Below are 16,938 nucleotides of genomic sequence, written 5' to 3'. Positions count from 1 at the left end.
CACGTAATGAGCGATATGGCAGAGCGCCTCGCGCTACATGAATTCACGGAAAACGCCTACCTGAACTACTCCATGTACGTCATCATGGACAGGGCGTTGCCGTTTATCGGGGATGGCCTGAAGCCCGTTCAGCGCCGCATCGTCTATGCGATGTCCGAACTGGGGCTGAATGCGACCGCCAAGTTCAAGAAATCCGCCCGTACCGTTGGTGACGTGCTGGGGAAATACCATCCGCACGGTGACAGCGCCTGCTATGAAGCGATGGTGCTGATGGCCCAGCCGTTCTCTTACCGCTATCCGCTGGTGGATGGCCAGGGGAACTGGGGGGCGCCGGACGATCCGAAATCCTTCGCGGCGATGCGTTATACCGAATCCCGCCTGTCTAAATATGCCGAAGTGCTGTTGGGCGAGCTGGGGCAGGGTACGGTCGACTGGGTGCCAAACTTCGACGGTACGATGCAGGAGCCGAAAATGCTGCCTGCGCGTCTGCCGAACATCCTGCTGAACGGCACGACCGGTATCGCCGTGGGCATGGCGACGGACATTCCGCCGCACAACCTGCGTGAAGTGGCGAAAGCCGCCATCACCCTGATTGAGCAGCCAAAAACCTCGCTGGACGATCTGCTGGATATCGTGCAGGGGCCGGACTATCCGACCGAAGCCGAGATCATCACCTCGCGTGCGGAAATCCGTAAAATCTACCAGAACGGCCGCGGCTCCGTGCGCATGCGCGCGGTATGGACCAAAGAGGATGGCGCCGTGGTGATCACCGCGCTGCCGCACCAGGTCTCCGGCGCGAAGGTGCTGGAGCAGATTGCCTCCCAGATGCGCAATAAAAAGCTGCCGATGGTGGACGACCTGCGTGACGAATCGGACCACGAAAACCCGACCCGTCTGGTGATCGTGCCGCGCTCTAACCGCGTGGATATGGAGCAGGTGATGAACCACCTGTTCGCCACTACCGATCTGGAAAAAAGCTACCGCATCAACCTGAACATGATTGGTCTGGACGGTCGTCCGGCGGTGAAAAACCTGCTGGAGATCCTCACCGAATGGCTAGCCTTCCGCCGCGATACGGTGCGCCGCCGTCTGAACCATCGCCTGGAGAAAGTGCTTAAGCGCCTGCATATCCTCGAAGGTTTGCTGGTGGCGTTCCTCAACATTGACGAAGTGATTGAGATCATTCGTGCCGAGGACGAACCTAAGCCTGCCCTGATGTCGCGCTTTGGCATCAGCGAAACCCAGGCTGAAGCGATCCTCGAACTGAAGCTGCGCCATCTCGCTAAGCTGGAAGAGATGAAGATCCGCGGCGAGCAGAACGAGCTGGAAAAAGAGCGCGATCAGCTTCAGGCGATTCTGGCGTCCGAGCGCAAGATGAACACCCTGCTGAAGAAAGAGTTGCAGGCCGATGCCGACGCCTTTGGCGACGACCGTCGTTCTCCGCTGCATGAGCGCGAAGAAGCGAAGGCGATGAACGAGCACGACATGCTGCCGTCCGAGCCGGTGACCATCGTGCTTTCCCAGAGCGGCTGGGTGCGTAGCGCCAAAGGCCACGATATCGACGCGCCGGGTCTGAGCTACAAATCCGGTGACAGCTTCAAGGCGGCGGTGAAGGGCAAGAGCAACCAGCCGGTGGCGTTTATCGACTCCACGGGCCGCAGCTACGCCATTGATCCGATCACGCTGCCATCCGCGCGCGGGCAGGGCGAACCGCTGACCGGCAAGCTGACGCTGCCGCCGGGCGCCACGGTTGACCATATGCTGATGGAAGCCGACGATCAAAAACTGCTGATGGCGTCTGATGCTGGCTACGGCTTTATCTGCACCTTTAACGATCTGGTATCGCGTAACCGCGCCGGTAAAGCGCTGATCAGCCTGCCGGATAACGCCCACGTCATGCCGCCGCTGATCATCGAGAACGAAAGCGATATGCTGCTGGCGATCACCGCTGCCGGACGCATGCTGATGTTCCCGGTCAGCGATCTGCCGGAGCTGTCGAAAGGGAAGGGCAACAAGATCATCAGTATCCCGTCAGCGGAAGCGGCAAAAGGCGAAGATAGCCTGGCGCATCTCTTCCTGCTGCCGCCGCAGAGCACGCTGACCATTCATGTCGGCAAACGTAAGATCAAACTGCGTCCGGAAGAGTTGCAGAAGGTGGTTGGCGAGCGCGGACGTCGCGGCTCACTGATGCGTGGCCTGCAGCGCATCGACCGCGTGGAGATCGACTCGCCGGCGCGCAGCAAAGCGGACGACAGCGAAGAGTAACCTGTTTCATCCCCCCCTCTTTCCGGAGGGGGATTACCATAAAATTTCCCGTAAAAACGTTGTTAATTCGTGCGTTGCGATTAACAATACGCGCTCGTAATAAAGTCCTTACCTGGCCACAGGTGAAGTATAATTGTCAGCTGTCAGGGCTTCAGAGGTCGCTATGCTATACATTGTTCGTCTTATTCTTACCGTTATTTACTGCATTCTGGTCTGTATTTTCGGATCGATTTATTGCCTGTTCAGCCCGCGTAACCCAAAACATGTCGCGACGTTCGGGCACATGTTTGGTCGCCTTGCGCCATTGTTCGGCCTGAAGGTTGAAAAGCGTCTGCCTGAAGGGGCGGAGAATTTCGGTAACGCCATCTATATCGCTAACCATCAGAACAACTACGATATGGTGACGGCCTCAAATATTGTTATTCCGCCGACCGTAACCGTCGGGAAAAAGAGCCTGCTGTGGATCCCGCTTTTCGGCCAACTGTACTGGCTCACCGGTAACTTGCTGATTGACCGCAACAACCGTGCGAAAGCGCATGGCACCATTGCGGAAGTGGTGGATCAGTTTAAAAAGCGCCGGATCTCAATCTGGATGTTCCCGGAAGGGACGCGCAGCCGCGGTCGCGGCCTGCTGCCGTTCAAGACCGGCGCGTTTCATGCTGCAATTGCGGCAGGCGTTCCAATTATTCCCGTGTGCGTTTCCAATACATCGAATAAGATTAATCTTAACCGTCTGAAAAACGGACTGGTCATTGTCGAAATGCTACCGCCGGTGGATACCTCCAAATACGGTAAAGACCAGGTGCGCGAGCTGGCCACGCACTGCCGCGAGCTGATGGCTCAGCACATTGCACAGCTCGATAAAGAAGTTGCAGAGCGAGAAGCCGCCGGTAAGATTTAACCCGGTTTCGTTCAAGGGAAAACGAATTCCCGCGTTGTTAGTCGTTTCAGATGGAGCTTATATGTCACTCAGTCGGCGTCAGTTTATTCAGGCTTCGGGTATCGCCCTTTGTGCGGGTGCGATGCCGCGGACAGCCAGCGCCGCCGGGCAGCAACAGCCGCTGCCTATTCCGCCGTTGATTGAATCCCGTCGCGGACAGCCGCTATTCCTCACGCTTCAGCGTAGCCACTGGTCCTTTACCCAGGGAACGCGCGCGCAGGTATGGGGCATTAACGGACGCTACCTCGGGCCGACCATTCGCGTGTGGAATGGGGATGACGTCAAGCTCATCTACAGTAACCGGACGACGGAAAATGTCGCAATGACCGTCAGTGGGTTGCAGGTGCCGGGGCCGCTGATGGGCGGCGCGGCGCGCATGATGTCGCCGAATGCCGACTGGGCGCCCGTCCTCCCGATTCGTCAGAGCGCGGCGACATTGTGGTATCACGCCAACACCCCGAACCGCACCGCCCAGCAGGTCTATAACGGCCTGGCCGGGATGTGGCTGATTGAAGATGAGGTCAGTAAAACGCTGCCGATCCCGAATCACTACGGTGTTGATGATTTCCCGATCATTATTCAGGACAAGAGTCTGGATAACTTCGGTACGCCGGAGTACAGCGAGCCGGGCAGCGGTGGCTTTGTGGGCGATACGCTGCTGGTTAACGGCGCGCAAAGCCCGTATGTCGAAGTGTCTCGTGGCTGGGTGCGCCTGCGTCTGTTGAATGCCTCTAACTCGCGCCGCTACCTGCTGCAAATGAGCGACGGCCGCGCCCTGCATGTGATTTCAGGCGATCAGGGGTTATTACCTGCGCCGGTGTCGGTCAAACAGCTGGCGCTGGCGCCGGGCGAACGTCGTGAAATCCTCGTGGATATGACCAACGGGGATGAAGTGTCCGTGACCTGCGGCGAAGCGGCAAGCATTGTTGACCGCATTCGCGGCTTCTTTGAACCGTCGAGCGTTCTGGTCTCCACGCTGGTGCTGACGCTGCGCCCGACCGGCCTGTTGCCGCTGGTGACCGACAGTCTGCCGATGCGCCTGCTGCCGCAGGAAATTGTGACCGGCCCTGCAGTACGCAGTCGCGATATCAGCCTTGGCGACGATCCGGGCATCAACGGCGCGCTGTGGGACGTAAATCGTATTGATATCACCGCCCAGCAGGGAACCTGGGAGCGCTGGACAGTCCGCTCGGAGATGCCGCAGTCTTTCCATATTGAAGGGGTGTCATTCCTGATCCGCAACGTCAACGGGGCGATGCCGTTCCCGGAAGACAGGGGCTGGAAAGACACCGTCTGGGTGGATGGGCAGGTAGAACTGCTCGTCTACTATGGACAGCCGTCATGGCCGCACTTCCCGTTCCTGTTCCACAGCCAGACGCTGGAGATGATGGACAGGGGGTCGGTAGGGCAGATGCTGGTGAATCCGGCACCGTAAAACGAGTCGGGTGGCGGCTTCGCCTTACCCGACCTACAGGCCCGTAGGCCCGGTAAGCGTAGCGTTACCGGGCAATAAATACCCCTTCATTTCCCCCGATAAACCAGCGTATAATCCCGCTCCTTTTGTCTATTTTTTCTTCGGAAGCATTATGAGCGCAATTTCCCTGATCCAGCCGGATCGCGACCTCTTCTCCTGGCCCCAGTACTGGGCAGCCTGCTTTGGACCGGCGCCGTTCCTGCCGATGTCCCGGGAAGAGATGGATCAACTGGGCTGGGACAGCTGCGATATCATCCTGGTGACGGGTGATGCGTATGTCGATCACCCGAGCTTTGGCATGGCGATCTGCAGCCGTATGCTGGAAGCTCAGGGTTTCCGCGTGGGGATTATTTCTCAGCCTGACTGGAACAGCAAAGACGACTTTATGCGTCTGGGTAAACCTAACCTGTTCTTTGGCGTGACCGCGGGCAACATGGACTCGATGATCAACCGCTATACCGCGGACCGTAAGCTGCGCCATGACGACGCTTATACGGCTGACAACGTGGCGGGTAAACGTCCCGATCGCGCGACCCTCGTCTACACCCAGCGATGCAAAGAAGCATGGAAAGACGTGCCGGTGATCCTGGGCGGCATCGAGGCGAGCCTGCGCCGCACCGCGCACTACGACTACTGGTCTGACACCGTGCGCCGTTCGGTGCTGGTGGATTCAAAAGCCGACATGCTGATCTTCGGCAACGGCGAGCGTCCGCTGGTGGAAGTGGCGCATCGCCTGGCGCAGGGGGAAGCGGTCAGCGAGATCCGCGACGTGCGCAACACCGCGATCATGGTGAAAGAGGCGCTGCCGGGCTGGAGCGGGGTGGATTCCCGCATTATCGATATGCCGGGCAAAATCGACCCTATCCCGCACCCGTACGGTGACGATCTGCCGTGCGCGGATAACAAACCAGTTGAGCCGAAGAAAGCGGAAGCAAAGGCCGTGGTGGTGCAGCCGCCGCGTCCGAAGCCGTGGGAAAAGACCTATGTGCTGCTGCCGTCATATGAGAAGGTCAAAGCTGACAAGGTGCTCTACGCACACGCCTCCCGTATTCTGCACCATGAAACCAACCCGGGCTGTGCCCGCGCGTTGATGCAAAAGCACGGCGAGCGTTATATCTGGGTTAACCCGCCGGCGATCCCGCTCTCTACCGAAGAGATGGACAGCGTTTTTGCCCTGCCGTACAAGCGTGTGCCGCATCCGTCATATGGCAACAGCCGTATTCCGGCGTACGAGATGATCCGCTTCTCGGTCAACATCATGCGCGGCTGCTTCGGCGGGTGCTCCTTCTGTTCGATCACCGAACACGAAGGTCGTATTATTCAGAGCCGTTCCGAAGAGTCGATTGTTAACGAGATCGAAGCGATTCGCGACACGGTCCCGGGCTTTACCGGCGTAATCTCCGATTTGGGTGGTCCAACGGCTAACATGTACATGCTGCGCTGCAAATCGCCGCGCGCTGAGCAGACCTGTCGTCGTCTCTCCTGCGTCTATCCGAGCATTTGCGAGCATATGGACACCAACCACGAGCCGACGATCAACCTTTACCGTCGCGCCCGTGACCTGAAAGGCATCAAGAAGATCCTGATCGCCTCCGGCGTGCGTTACGACATTGCGGTGGAAGATCCGCGCTACATCAAAGAGCTGGCGACGCACCACGTTGGCGGTTATCTGAAGATCGCCCCGGAGCACACCGAAGAGGGCCCGCTGTCCAAAATGATGAAGCCGGGCATGGGCAGCTATGACCGCTTTAAACAGCTGTTTGATACCTTTTCAAAACAGGCGGGGAAAGAGCAGTATCTGATCCCATACTTCATCTCCGCGCACCCCGGCACCCGTGATGAAGACATGGTGAACCTGGCGCTGTGGCTGAAGCAGCGTCGATTCCGTCTGGATCAGGTGCAGAACTTCTACCCGTCGCCGCTCGCTAACTCGACGACCATGTATTACACCGGTAAAAACCCGCTAAGTAAGATTGGCTATAAGAGTGAAGACGTGGTGGTGCCGAAAGGGGATAAACAGCGCCGTCTGCACAAAGCGCTGCTGCGCTATCACGACCCGAAAAACTGGCCGCTGATCCGTCAGGCGCTGGAAGAGATGGGGAAAAAGCACCTGATCGGCTCGCGTCGTGATTGCCTGGTGCCTGCGCCAACGCTGGAAGAGATGCGCGAAGCGCGCCGCCAGAACCGCAATACGCGCCCGGCGCTGACCAAGCACACGCCAATTGTGCATCAGCGTTCGAACGGTGGGGCTTCGGGGACGAAAAAAACGGGAAAACGTAAGATCGGATAACGATGATGCCCTCACCCCGGCCCTCTCCCACAGGGAGAGGGTGGAAAGCATTCCCTCTCCCTGTGGGAGAGGGTTAGGGTGAGGGGAAACTACCCGCCAAACTGATCCGGGTCCGGCCCAAGCCGCTTGCCCTGATCCAGCTTCGCAATCTCACCCAGCTCGTCTTTATCCAGGCGGAAATCCCAGACGTCGAAGTTCTCGGCGATACGCGATGGCGTGACCGATTTCGGGATCACCACCAGACCGCTATCCAGATGCCAGCGAATGACGATCTGCGCCGGGGTTTTGCCGTACTTATCCGCCAGCTCGCGGATGATTTTCTGGTCAAACACCCCTTCGCCGCCCTGGGCCAGCGGGCTCCAGGATTCGGTCTGGATCTTGTGCGTGGCGTTCCACGAATGAAGCTGGCGCTGCTGCATCAGCGGGTGTAGCTCAATCTGGTTAATCACCGGCGCGACGCCCGTTTCATCAATCAGGCGTTGCAGGTGATGAACCTGGAAATTACAGACGCCGATGCTTTTTATCAGCCCCTCTTTTTGCAGGTCAATCATCCCTTTCCAGGCATCAACGTAATGGTCGATAGCCGGTACCGGCCAGTGCATGAGATAAAGATCGACGAAATCGAGCTGGAGTTTCTCCAGGCTCTCCTGCAACGCTTCGCGGGGACGCTTTTGATCGTCGTTCCACAGCTTGGTGGTGATGAATAACTCATCGCGGGGAATGCCAGCGCTGGCAAGCGCGGTCCCCACGCCGTCCTCGTTTTTATAGGCGGCGGCGGTATCAATGGACCGATAGCCGACTTCCAGGGCTTTATGAATGGCGGAGACGACCTCGTCGTTACCGGCTTTCCATACACCTAGCCCCAGCTGGGGCATCACGTTGCCGTCCTGTAGCTTGATTACGGTTTGGTTTGCCATTTTTCCTCCTTCAGGTGCTCATCGCCGGAGGGAACCTCCGACGATGTGATGTGCATTAAGTCTGGACGAAATGTCAAAAAACGAAAGTCAGGATCCTAAAAACGCTTAGCGTGCCGCTTCGTAAATACGACGGCTGACGTCCAGGGTGATGTCGCCGTGCTCGCCGATCTGCGTCATACCGTGTGCTTCCAGTTTCGCCAGCAGGGCAGGGATGGAGCTGCCGTCCAGGTCGTAGTCAGAGAGACGCGTTGGCACACCCAGGCTTTCAAAGAAGTGACGGGTGGCTTCAATCGCGGCATCGATACGCGCATCGTCGGAACCCTCGGTGATGTTCCAGACGCGTTCGGCGTACTGGAGCAGTTTGGCGCGTTTAGCGTCACGTTTTTCATTCCACAGCGCAGGCAGAACCACCGCCAGCGTCTGGGCGTGATCCAGGCCGTGCATCGCCGTCAGCTCGTGGCCGAGCATATGGGTCGCCCAGTCCTGTGGCACGCCTGCACCGATAAGGCCATTCAGTGCCTGTGTTGCAGCCCACATCACGTTAGCACGCACGTCATAGTTTTCAGGCTCTTTCAGCGCTTTCGGACCTTCTTCAATCAGCGTCAACAGAATGCCTTCCGCGAAACGATCCTGAATTTTGGCGTTCACCGGGTAAGTGACGTACTGCTCAACGGTGTGAACAAAGGCGTCGACCACGCCGTTCGCCACCTGACGCGCAGGCAGGGTATAGGTGTAAACCGGATCGAGGATCGCGAACACGGGCTGAACGTGTTCGTTCATAAAGGCCTGCTTGTCACCGGTGGTTTTACGGGAGATGACCGCGCCTTTGTTGGACTCAGAGCCGGTGGCCGGCAGCGTCAGCACGGAGCCCATCGGGATCGCACTGCTGATGTCGCTGCCGCCCGTTTCCAGAATATGCCACGGGTCGATGCCGTCAGCGTAATGCGCTGCCGCCGCGATGAATTTGGTGCCGTCCAGCACGGAACCGCCGCCCACCGCCAGCAGGAAAGTGATCTGCTCGTCACGGGCGATTTTTACCGCGTTCATCAGCGTTTCATAAGACGGGTTAGGCTCGATACCGCCGAACTCGCGTACGTCCAGCCCTTCCAGAGCGCTGTAAACCTGATCCAGTACGCCGGTTTTTTTCACGCTGCCGCCGCCGTAGGTAATCAGGACGCGGGCGTCCGTCGGGATTTGCGCGCGCAGGTCAGCGATAGCGTCTTTACCAAACAGAATGCGGGTTGGGGTGTGAAGATTAAAGTTGTTCATGGCTTGTTCCCTGTAGTGGGTAAAAAATCGTGGTGGCGCAGAAGGCAACCTGATGCTGCACATTGTGGCGGGCAGGCGCTATCCTCTCAATGCACATTCCTGCCGATGTCTTGCCCATTTCTACAGCGCTCTGGAGAAACGGTAAGAAAATGCGCACACTGTCAGCGTCGGAAACCGTACCCGGAGTAACTGAAAATGAACCGTGATGCCATCTGCCGCCAGCTAACGTCGCAGATTAAAAGACTGATAGATAACGGAAATGATTCGGCTGAGCTGTTGCCGGATATCCGATTGCTCTACGGTACCCAGCCCGGAACGCGCACCCCGGTGATGTATCAGCCCGGCATCGTGTTTCTCTTTTCTGGCCATAAGATTGGCTATATCAATGAGCGCGTGTTCCGTTACGACACCAATGAATATCTGCTTCTGACTGTACCTTTACCCTTCGAATGTGAAACTTTCGCGACAGAGGAGGTACCGCTGGCCGGGATCCGCGTCAACGTCGACATTCTCCAGTTGCAGGAGTTGCTGATGGAGATTGGGGAGGACGAACTTTTCCGGCCGTCGATGGCGGCAAGCGGTATCAACTCCGCGACCCTATCGGAGGAAATTCTCTGCGCGATTGAACGCCTGTTAGACGTGATGGAAAGGCCTCTGGATGCGCGTATTCTCGGAAAGCAGATTATCCGAGAAATTCTTTACCATGTGCTGCTGGGACCGGGCGGCGGGGCGCTGCTGGCGCTGGTAAGCCGGCAAACGCACTTCAGCCTCATTAGTCGCGTGCTGAAGCGCATCGAGAGCCAGTACACGGAAAACCTCAGCGTTGATCAGCTGGCGGCGGAAGCCAATATGAGCGTCTCGGCGTTTCACCATAACTTTAAATCCGTCACCAGCACGTCGCCGTTGCAGTACCTCAAAACTTACCGTCTGCATAAGGCGCGGATGCTGATGATCCACGATGGCATGAAGGCCAGCGCCGCGGCGATGCGGGTCGGGTATGAAAGCGCGTCGCAGTTTAGTCGGGAGTTTAAGCGTTACTTCGGCGTCACGCCGGGGGAAGATGCGTCACGTATCAGAACCATGCAGGGAGCGTGAGGGGAAACGGAGGCCGGGTAAGCGGTAGCGCCACCCGGCTTTTATTTATGCGCTGCAATACTTTTTCTTGATCACCACCGCAATGGTCCCCACCAGCCCTGCAACCAGCAGGAAAATCGGCAGGATCATCAGGAAGGTCATCACCTGGTCTTCATGGCGCTTAACAAAGGGGATCATATTCAGCGCGTAGCCGAGCGTGGTAACCACGCCCACCCAGAGCAGGGCGCTCAGCCAGTTGAAGAACTGGAAGCGGCGGTTAGAGAGGCCTGAAATACCCGCCATGGTAGGCAACAGGGTGCGAACGAACGCCAGAAAACGCCCGGCAAGCAACGCCAGCAGGCCGTGACGGTCAAACATGCAGGTCGCGCGCTGATGATATTTATGCGGCAGCTGCGCCAGCCAGCCTTTCACCACGCGGGTGTTTCCAAGCCAGCGCCCTTGCAGGTAGCTCAGCCAGCAGCCGAGACTGGCCGCAGAGGTGAGGATCACCATTGTTGGTGCGAAGTCCATCACGCCCTTGCCGATTAACGCCCCTGCGAGCAGGAGCAGGCTGTCACCGGGTAAAAATGAGGCTGGCAGTAATCCATTTTCCAGAAACAGCGTCGCGAACATCACAAAATAGACAATCCCGACGACATGTGGGTCCGCCAGCGCGGCAAAATCGTGTTGCCAGAGCGCCGTGATGATATTTTGAATAACAGCCATGGACTTTCCTGTGGAACAGCAGATATAACGCTATTGTACTCCCAATTTTGCCTGTCGGGGTTGATCGCAGGCGCATCTCATACAGACTTTTCTGCTTGCGGTGTTCAGAATAGCGTCCAGGGAGTACATGTCAGCCAGCACTTTACACGATGCGCTCAAATCCTGCCGATAAATCCGCAATTAAATCGTCCACATTTTCCAGCCCGATATGCAGGCGGATTAAGGTCCCCTCGAAGTCCACCTCGCCGCCCGGGCGCAGGGCTGCAATCTGCTCCGGCTGATTGGGCAGGATCAACGATTCAAACCCACCCCATGAATAGGCCATGCTGAAGAGGGTAAAGTTATCCAGATAGCTTGCCAGCTCGGCGTCATTCAGGCGCTTCTTAAGAACAAATGAGAACAACCCGCTGCTGCCCGTAAAGTCACGTTGCCAGTATTCGTGGCCCTTGCTGCCCGGCAGCGCCGGATGGTTAACGCGCTCCACCTGCGGATGCAGCGCCAGCCACTGAGCAATTTGCAGGCTGCTTTCGTGATGCTGACGCAGACGCACGCCGAGCGTACGGATGCCCCGGCTGGTCATGTAGGCGGTATCGGCATCCACCATCTGGCCCATCAGGTAGGCGTTTTCACGCAATTGCTCCCAGCAGCGGGCATTAGATACCGCCGTACCGATCATGCCGTCTGAGTGGCCAATCAGGTATTTGGTCGCCGCCTGAATGGAGATATCGATGTCAAATTCCAGGGCTTTAAACAGCACACCTGCCGCCCAGGTGTTGTCGATCATGATGATCGCTTCCGGCGCTATGCTGCGCACCGCCTTCACGATGGCCGGGACATCATGCACTTCCATGGTGATGGAGCCGGGAGATTCCAGGAACACAACGCGCGTGTTGGGCTGAATAAGCCCGGCAATACCGGCCCCAATCAGCGGATCGAACCAGCTGGTGGTGACGCCGAGCTTGCTGAGTATTTTGGTGCAGAAGTCCTGGCTTGGCTCGTAGGCGGTATTGGTCATCAGGACGTGGTCACCCTGTTCCACAAACGCCAGAATGGTATTGGCGACCGCCGCCGCACCGCACGGGAACAGCGCGCAGCCCGCGCCGCCCTCCAGTTCGCACATGGCTTCCTGCAACGAGAAATGGGTTAACGTGCCACGGCGACCGTAAAACAGCCCGCCCTTCGCGCGATTACGCGTGGCGATTTTTTTATCTTCGACGGTATCAAACACCAGCGAGGAGGCACGCTGGATCACGCTGTTGACCGAGCCCTGGGTGTATTTTTTACTGCGTCCTGCCTGCACCAGCGTGGTCTCAAGCTGCTTTTTAGTCATGTTCGCTAACCCTATTTTTATACGTCTGGACGTCCAGACTACCACGATTGTCAGAATGTGCATCCGGATGCTTATCGAATAAGCAGAAAATATTATCAAATATTCGCATAAGAAATTTTTACTGCGTAAGCGCAAGGAAAGTGAGCGAAAATTACGGCACTATGTAAATACTAATGAGAACTACTATCAATTCGACGACGTTTTGATATTATTACGTTCAGATTGTGTGATTTGCGTCCTGGAGATACAGAGTGGGTAATAATTTGATGCAGACGGATCTCTCCGTTTGGGGCATGTATCAACATGCTGACATCGTCGTTAAGGTTGTGATGATCGGCCTGATTCTGGCGTCCGTGATCACCTGGGCTATCTTCTTCAGCAAGAGCGCCGAACTTCTTTCACAAAAACGCCGCCTCAAGCGTGAGCAGAAGCAGCTGACGGAAGCCCGCTCTCTGGATCAGGCTTCTGATATCACCTCATCCTTCCATGCGAAAAGCCTGACTACCCTGTTAGTGAACGAAGCGCAGAACGAGCTGGAACTCTCCGCAGGCAGTGAAGATAACGAAGGCATTAAAGAGCGTACCGGCTTCCGTCTGGAGCGTCGCGTTGCGGCCGTGGGTCGTCATATGGGCCGCGGTAACGGCTACCTGGCGACTATCGGCGCTATCTCCCCGTTCGTCGGCCTGTTCGGTACCGTCTGGGGCATCATGAACAGCTTTATCGGTATCGCCCAGACGCAGACCACTAACCTTGCGGTCGTCGCGCCGGGTATCGCAGAAGCGCTGCTGGCAACGGCTATCGGTCTGGTTGCCGCTATCCCTGCGGTAGTTATCTATAACATCTTCGCGCGCATGATTGGCAGTTACAAAGCCACACTGGGTGACGTTGCCGCGCAGGTTCTGCTGCTGCAAAGCCGCGATCTGGACCTGAACGCCAGCGCCGTTAAACCGGTGCATGCGGCGTCCAAACTGCGCGTAGGTTGATTGTATGGCAATGCGTCTTAATGAAAATCTGGACGATAACGGTGAAATGCATGAGATCAACGTGACGCCGTTTATCGACGTCATGCTGGTTCTGCTGATTATCTTTATGGTTGCCGCGCCGCTGGCGACGGTGGACGTGAAGGTGAATCTGCCTGCGTCCTCCAGCCAGCCGCAGCCGCGTCCGGAAAAGCCTGTCTACCTGTCCGTGAAGGCCGATAAGTCCATGTTCCTGGGCAACGATCCGGTGACGGATGCCTCGGTTATTCCGGCGCTGGACCAGCTGACCGGCGGCAAGAAAGACACCACCGTCTTCTTCCGCGCGGATAAAACCGTCGATTATGAAACCATGATGAAGGTAATGGACACGCTGCATCAGGCGGGATACCTGAAGATTGGTCTGGTCGGCGAAGAGAAAGCGGCCGCGAAGTAAAACGAAGGCGAAGCCGCCTTCCGTGCCGGGTGGCGGCTTCGCCTTACCCGGCCTACAATCTCAGGCTAGCGCCGCCGGGCGAACCACGTTGTCAGCAGTTAGAAGATGTTGTTGACGCCTCTTCATCGAGCGCCACGCAGGTGACGTTTGATGTGCGATAGTTGCCTTCCGAGAGTTTACGGGTCAGGCGCAGGGTGGCTGTCTCGCGTGCCAGCAGGTACTGATAGTTCGTCTCCAGTCGCCCAAGGATCTTCTCTTTAAGCTCAGGGCGCAGCTCAATAATAGCGTTCATCACCGCGCCGTAAATCTCCTCTTTGGCCTGCAAGGCATAAATTTCCCGACGGTTCTGCCATTTCAGGCGCACCAGCGTGGCCGGAATCGAAACCAAGTCCTGCGTTATTCGCGTCATCTCGTCATTTTTTATCTTTTTCAGGGCGTCGAGATTCTGCTTTAAGATAAATTCATCGCTTTTCTTATCATCTAAAGTCAAATAAACGTTATTACCGCTATCATCATTCACGTTAATCATCCCCCAGGTTATAAAAAATGGGATTGCTTTTTTCACGCGTAATTAAGTTAAGCCAAATTTCATTGCCAGCTTCATTTATTTGCTGTGTTTTCTCGGCCATTATTTGACTTAGAGCCTGGGCATCTATTTCCCCTTCGGCCTGTAAATCATTTAGCAGATGAACTAAGGCTTCAATCTTGATGGCACGAAATAACCGTTCTTTTAAATGGCGATCGTGCTCTTCCAGCACCATATTACGGGATTTGCCGGTGCGTGAAACACCAATTAATATATCGGCTTCATAGTCGGAGAGTTTTCTTTTTCCTTGAGTGAAATTCGCCTCTTTATCTGCTTCCGTCGAAGGCTGTTCCACAGGCGTAATGTGGTACTTTGCCGGGACAAGATTGTCGGGCAGCATTTTAATTTCCTTTAATTTCAAAAGGGTGGGGTTGGAAAAAGGGTGAGATTCGTTGACAATATCATGAGGCAATTTTAAAATCAAAAAAAATGGAGCCTACCCATGAACAGCATTTTCTTCACGGTCGTAACGTTACTATTACTGACCGCTGGCGTGCTTTTATTGATGCAAGAGTTCAATAAAACGAAAGTGTCAAATGACGCCAGTGAACCACCGCAGCCTGAATTGATGTCCAAAGAGGAGGGGGAAGATCATTTCTCCGTCTTGATGAACGCTGTGACGCCAGTCTGGTACTGGCGGGTGAATCACGAATATATCGATTTCCTCCATGCGACAATTAAGCGAATGAAAATGGCCGAAATTAATGATACGCCCGGCCTGTTCGACGCGCAGCGCCGCTGTAGCGACCTTAATTCGGCGGTCTATAAATATTACGACAATATCAAAAAGCGCTGTCTGAATGGCGAGAAGGTGTCGTATTCCGATTTAGACGTATTAAATCTGCGCCAGTGTTTTCGCGAGTTTAGCCTGGAAGCCTACCCGGAACTGGTCGCACTGGTCTGGCCGGAGTATGCGCGTCCGGATGTGGATCCCAACGAGGTATAGTTGAGATATACTGAGCGCTGGTTTCGTTTGCAGACAGGATTTTATGGAACGCTTCTTTGAAAACGCAATGTATGCCTCTCGCTGGCTGCTCGCACCCGTCTATTTTGGTCTCTCTCTGGCGCTGGTCGCCCTGACGATCAAGTTCTTCCAGGAGATATTCCACGTCCTGCCAAACATTTTCTCCGTTGCAGAAGCCGATTTGATTCTGGTTCTGCTGTCGCTGGTGGATATGACGCTGGTAGGAGGATTACTGGTGATGGTGATGTTCTCCGGTTATGAGAATTTCGTCTCTCAGCTTGATATCGCCGAGCACAAAGAAAAGCTCAACTGGCTGGGGAAAATGGACGCCTCATCGCTGAAAAATAAAGTCGCGGCGTCGATTGTGGCGATTTCGTCTATTCACCTGTTACGTGTCTTTATGGATGCTAAAAACGTCCCGGATAATAAGCTGATGTGGTATGTGATTATCCACCTGACGTTTGTACTGTCGGCGTTTGTGATGGGATATCTGGATAAGATCAGTAAGAAATAAATTTACCAGGCCCCTCACCCTGCCCTCTCCCCAGAGGGGAGAGGGTGTTCAAGTTCCCTCTCCCCTCTGGGGAGAGGGTTAGGGTGAGGGGCGAAAGCATCGGACCGCACTATTTATTTATCCGACGACGCCTGCCACAAATTCAGCTCACCATCCGCCACGTGCTGGTCAATCCGCGTCAGTTCATCTTCGGTAAAGCACAGGTTATTCAGCGCCTGAACGTTCTCTTCCAGTTGCTCCGGGCGGCTCGCGCCAATCAGCACTGACGTTACACGTGTATCTTTCAACAGCCAGCTTAGCGCCATCTGCGCCATCGTCTGCCCGCGCGCATGCGCCATCTCGTTCAGCAGACGAAGGCTGCTCAGGTTGGCTTCCGTCAGCATTTTCTCCGTCAGGCCGCGCACTTTTTTCCCTTCGCGCTGCATACGTGAACCGTCCGGAATACCGTTCAGGTATTTCCCGGTCAGCAGGCCCTGCGCCAGCGGGGTAAAGGCGATACAGCCCGTTCCGTTTTTCTCCAGCGCGTCCAGCAGACCAGTCTTGTCGACCCAGCGGTTAAGCAGGTTGTAAGACGGCTGGTGGATCAAAAGCGGGATCTTCCACTCGCGCAGCAATTCGGCCATCGCCGTCGTGCGTTCCGTGGAGTAGGACGAAATGCCGACGTACAGCGCTTTTCCGCTCTGCACCGCGTGTGTCAACGCGGCGGCGGTCTCTTCCATCGGCGTGTTTTCGTCTACGCGGTGAGAATAGAAAATATCCACATACTCCACGCCCATGCGTTTCAGGCTCTGGTCGAGGCTGGCGAGCAGATACTTACGTGAACCACCCGAACCATACGGTCCTGGCCACATGTCGTAGCCCGCTTTGGTGGAGATGATCAGCTCGTCGCGATACCCGGCAAAATCTTCTCGCAGCAGGCGGCCAAAATTTTCTTCAGCGCTGCCTGGAGGGGGGCCGTAGTTGTTGGCAAGGTCAAAATGGGTAATGCCGAGATCGAAGGCCTTACGCAGCAGCGCGCGCTGGGAATCGAGCGCCTGAACGTGGCCAAAGCTGTGCCACAGACCCAGCGACAGCGCCGGTAAGCGCAGGCCGCTTTTGCCGCAGTATCGGTACTGCATGTTTTCGTATCGGCCGGTGTAAGGGTGCCAGGACATGATGTCTCCTTTCTTATCGGTG

General features: G+C 56.1%; 16 protein-coding genes. 9 read left to right on the top strand and 7 right to left on the bottom strand.

Going from position 1 to position 16,938, the window contains the following annotated elements; genetic code table 11:
• Positions 1 to 6: 6 nt before the first annotated feature.
• The 4 genes from parC to ACOTZP_RS12030 all read left to right on the top strand — a co-directional run bounded on the left by parC (position 7) and on the right by ACOTZP_RS12030 (position 6,969).
• Positions 7 to 2,265 carry a DNA topoisomerase IV subunit A gene (parC, locus tag ACOTZP_RS12045; RefSeq protein WP_154052025.1) on the top strand — a complete coding sequence of 753 codons (2,259 nt, stop codon included), beginning with the start codon at positions 7 to 9 and terminating at the stop codon, positions 2,263 to 2,265.
• A 163-nt stretch (positions 2,266 to 2,428) separates the two neighbouring features.
• Positions 2,429 to 3,166 carry a 1-acylglycerol-3-phosphate O-acyltransferase gene (gene plsC, locus ACOTZP_RS12040; RefSeq protein ID WP_022649406.1) on the top strand — a complete coding sequence of 246 codons (738 nt, stop codon included), beginning with the start codon at positions 2,429 to 2,431 and terminating at the stop codon, positions 3,164 to 3,166.
• Positions 3,167 to 3,227: 61 nt separating this feature from the next.
• Positions 3,228 to 4,640 (top strand): cell division protein FtsP, encoded by a 1,413-nt coding sequence (gene ftsP, locus ACOTZP_RS12035; RefSeq protein ID WP_271075128.1) that lies wholly within the window; start codon positions 3,228 to 3,230, stop codon positions 4,638 to 4,640.
• Positions 4,641 to 4,791: 151 nt separating this feature from the next.
• Positions 4,792 to 6,969 carry a YgiQ family radical SAM protein gene (locus ACOTZP_RS12030; protein WP_421633719.1) on the top strand — a complete coding sequence of 726 codons (2,178 nt, stop codon included), beginning with the start codon at positions 4,792 to 4,794 and terminating at the stop codon, positions 6,967 to 6,969.
• Positions 6,970 to 7,058: 89 nt separating this feature from the next.
• Here ACOTZP_RS12030 and dkgA read toward each other — a convergent pair whose 3' ends face one another.
• Both dkgA and yqhD read right to left on the bottom strand, forming a co-directional pair.
• The gene (dkgA, locus tag ACOTZP_RS12025) at positions 7,059 to 7,886 is read right to left on the bottom strand and encodes a 2,5-didehydrogluconate reductase DkgA (protein WP_271075132.1); all 828 of its coding nucleotides are present in this window, start codon (positions 7,884 to 7,886) and stop codon (positions 7,059 to 7,061) included.
• Positions 7,887 to 7,991: 105 nt separating this feature from the next.
• The gene (gene yqhD / locus ACOTZP_RS12020; protein ID WP_032626276.1) at positions 7,992 to 9,155 is read right to left on the bottom strand and encodes an alcohol dehydrogenase; all 1,164 of its coding nucleotides are present in this window, start codon (positions 9,153 to 9,155) and stop codon (positions 7,992 to 7,994) included.
• Between the two features lie 195 nt (positions 9,156 to 9,350).
• Here yqhD and ACOTZP_RS12015 point away from each other — a divergent pair, with 195 nt between their 5' ends.
• Entirely contained in the window at positions 9,351 to 10,250 is a 900-nt protein-coding gene (locus tag ACOTZP_RS12015) for an AraC family transcriptional regulator (protein ID WP_017382749.1), read from the top strand.
• A 45-nt stretch (positions 10,251 to 10,295) separates the two neighbouring features.
• Here the strand turns inward: ACOTZP_RS12015 and yghB are convergent, their stop codons facing one another.
• Positions 10,296 to 10,955: a DedA family general envelope maintenance protein YghB gene (yghB, locus tag ACOTZP_RS12010; protein ID WP_015571869.1), complete on the bottom strand. Its 660-nt coding sequence runs from the start codon at positions 10,953 to 10,955 to the stop codon at positions 10,296 to 10,298.
• A 142-nt stretch (positions 10,956 to 11,097) separates the two neighbouring features.
• Positions 11,098 to 12,285 (bottom strand): cystathionine beta-lyase, encoded by a 1,188-nt coding sequence (gene metC, locus ACOTZP_RS12005; RefSeq protein ID WP_045623055.1) that lies wholly within the window; start codon positions 12,283 to 12,285, stop codon positions 11,098 to 11,100.
• A 251-nt stretch (positions 12,286 to 12,536) separates the two neighbouring features.
• On the opposite strand from metC, the gene exbB reads away from it, so the two are divergent.
• Together exbB and exbD are read left to right on the top strand one after the other, a co-directional pair.
• Positions 12,537 to 13,268 (top strand): tol-pal system-associated acyl-CoA thioesterase, encoded by a 732-nt coding sequence (gene exbB, locus ACOTZP_RS12000; protein ID WP_023306939.1) that lies wholly within the window; start codon positions 12,537 to 12,539, stop codon positions 13,266 to 13,268.
• A gap of 4 nt (positions 13,269 to 13,272) precedes the next feature.
• Positions 13,273 to 13,698 carry a TonB system transport protein ExbD gene (gene exbD / locus ACOTZP_RS11995; protein ID WP_023298601.1) on the top strand — a complete coding sequence of 142 codons (426 nt, stop codon included), beginning with the start codon at positions 13,273 to 13,275 and terminating at the stop codon, positions 13,696 to 13,698.
• Positions 13,699 to 13,789: 91 nt separating this feature from the next.
• On the opposite strand, the gene ACOTZP_RS11990 is transcribed toward exbD, so the two are convergent.
• Both ACOTZP_RS11990 and ACOTZP_RS11985 read right to left on the bottom strand, forming a co-directional pair.
• The gene (locus ACOTZP_RS11990; protein ID WP_023298600.1) at positions 13,790 to 14,227 is read right to left on the bottom strand and encodes a hypothetical protein; all 438 of its coding nucleotides are present in this window, start codon (positions 14,225 to 14,227) and stop codon (positions 13,790 to 13,792) included.
• Complete coding sequence (locus ACOTZP_RS11985) at positions 14,220 to 14,624, bottom strand: hypothetical protein (protein WP_023330187.1); 405 nt, start codon at positions 14,622 to 14,624, stop codon at positions 14,220 to 14,222. Before ACOTZP_RS11985 ends, ACOTZP_RS11990 begins: the two co-directional genes overlap by 8 nt.
• A 102-nt stretch (positions 14,625 to 14,726) precedes the next feature.
• Between ACOTZP_RS11985 and ACOTZP_RS11980 the strand changes: the two genes are divergently transcribed.
• Both ACOTZP_RS11980 and ACOTZP_RS11975 read left to right on the top strand, forming a co-directional pair.
• On the top strand, positions 14,727 to 15,230 hold the full coding sequence (locus ACOTZP_RS11980; RefSeq protein WP_023298598.1) for an ESA_00282 family adhesion-associated protein: 504 nt from the start codon (positions 14,727 to 14,729) through the stop codon (positions 15,228 to 15,230).
• 43 nt (positions 15,231 to 15,273) lie between these two features.
• Positions 15,274 to 15,762, top strand: a complete 489-nt coding sequence (locus tag ACOTZP_RS11975; protein ID WP_006811956.1) for a TIGR00645 family protein — start codon at positions 15,274 to 15,276, stop codon at positions 15,760 to 15,762.
• Between the two features lie 113 nt (positions 15,763 to 15,875).
• Here the strand turns inward: ACOTZP_RS11975 and ACOTZP_RS11970 are convergent, their stop codons facing one another.
• Positions 15,876 to 16,916 (bottom strand): aldo/keto reductase, encoded by a 1,041-nt coding sequence (locus ACOTZP_RS11970; RefSeq protein WP_271075134.1) that lies wholly within the window; start codon positions 16,914 to 16,916, stop codon positions 15,876 to 15,878.
• Positions 16,917 to 16,938: the final 22 nt, after the last annotated feature.

Origin of the sequence: Enterobacter cloacae complex sp. SYL001, from assembly GCF_049237025.1 — a bacterium.
GTDB lineage: Bacteria > Pseudomonadota > Gammaproteobacteria > Enterobacterales > Enterobacteriaceae > Enterobacter > Enterobacter intestinihominis.
Note: the sequence above shows the minus strand (reverse complement) of the source record. Positions and strands in the feature narration are given on the sequence as shown.

Bases quoted from the DNA above. Each gene is read 5' to 3' on its own strand.
- parC (WP_154052025.1), top strand. From the start codon at position 7: ATGAGCGATATGGCAGAGCGCCTCGCGCTACATGAATTCACGGAAAAC.
- plsC (WP_022649406.1), top strand. From the start codon at position 2,429: ATGCTATACATTGTTCGTCTTATTCTTACCGTTATTTACTGCATTCTG.
- ftsP (WP_271075128.1), top strand. From the start codon at position 3,228: ATGTCACTCAGTCGGCGTCAGTTTATTCAGGCTTCGGGTATCGCCCTT.
- ACOTZP_RS12030 (WP_421633719.1), top strand. From the start codon at position 4,792: ATGAGCGCAATTTCCCTGATCCAGCCGGATCGCGACCTCTTCTCCTGG.
- dkgA (WP_271075132.1), bottom strand. From the start codon at position 7,886: ATGGCAAACCAAACCGTAATCAAGCTACAGGACGGCAACGTGATGCCC.
- yqhD (WP_032626276.1), bottom strand. From the start codon at position 9,155: ATGAACAACTTTAATCTTCACACCCCAACCCGCATTCTGTTTGGTAAA.
- ACOTZP_RS12015 (WP_017382749.1), top strand. From the start codon at position 9,351: ATGAACCGTGATGCCATCTGCCGCCAGCTAACGTCGCAGATTAAAAGA.
- yghB (WP_015571869.1), bottom strand. From the start codon at position 10,955: ATGGCTGTTATTCAAAATATCATCACGGCGCTCTGGCAACACGATTTT.
- metC (WP_045623055.1), bottom strand. From the start codon at position 12,285: ATGACTAAAAAGCAGCTTGAGACCACGCTGGTGCAGGCAGGACGCAGT.
- exbD (WP_023298601.1), top strand. From the start codon at position 13,273: ATGGCAATGCGTCTTAATGAAAATCTGGACGATAACGGTGAAATGCAT.
- ACOTZP_RS11990 (WP_023298600.1), bottom strand. From the start codon at position 14,227: ATGATTAACGTGAATGATGATAGCGGTAATAACGTTTATTTGACTTTA.
- ACOTZP_RS11985 (WP_023330187.1), bottom strand. From the start codon at position 14,624: ATGCTGCCCGACAATCTTGTCCCGGCAAAGTACCACATTACGCCTGTG.
- ACOTZP_RS11980 (WP_023298598.1), top strand. From the start codon at position 14,727: ATGAACAGCATTTTCTTCACGGTCGTAACGTTACTATTACTGACCGCT.
- ACOTZP_RS11975 (WP_006811956.1), top strand. From the start codon at position 15,274: ATGGAACGCTTCTTTGAAAACGCAATGTATGCCTCTCGCTGGCTGCTC.
- ACOTZP_RS11970 (WP_271075134.1), bottom strand. From the start codon at position 16,916: ATGTCCTGGCACCCTTACACCGGCCGATACGAAAACATGCAGTACCGA.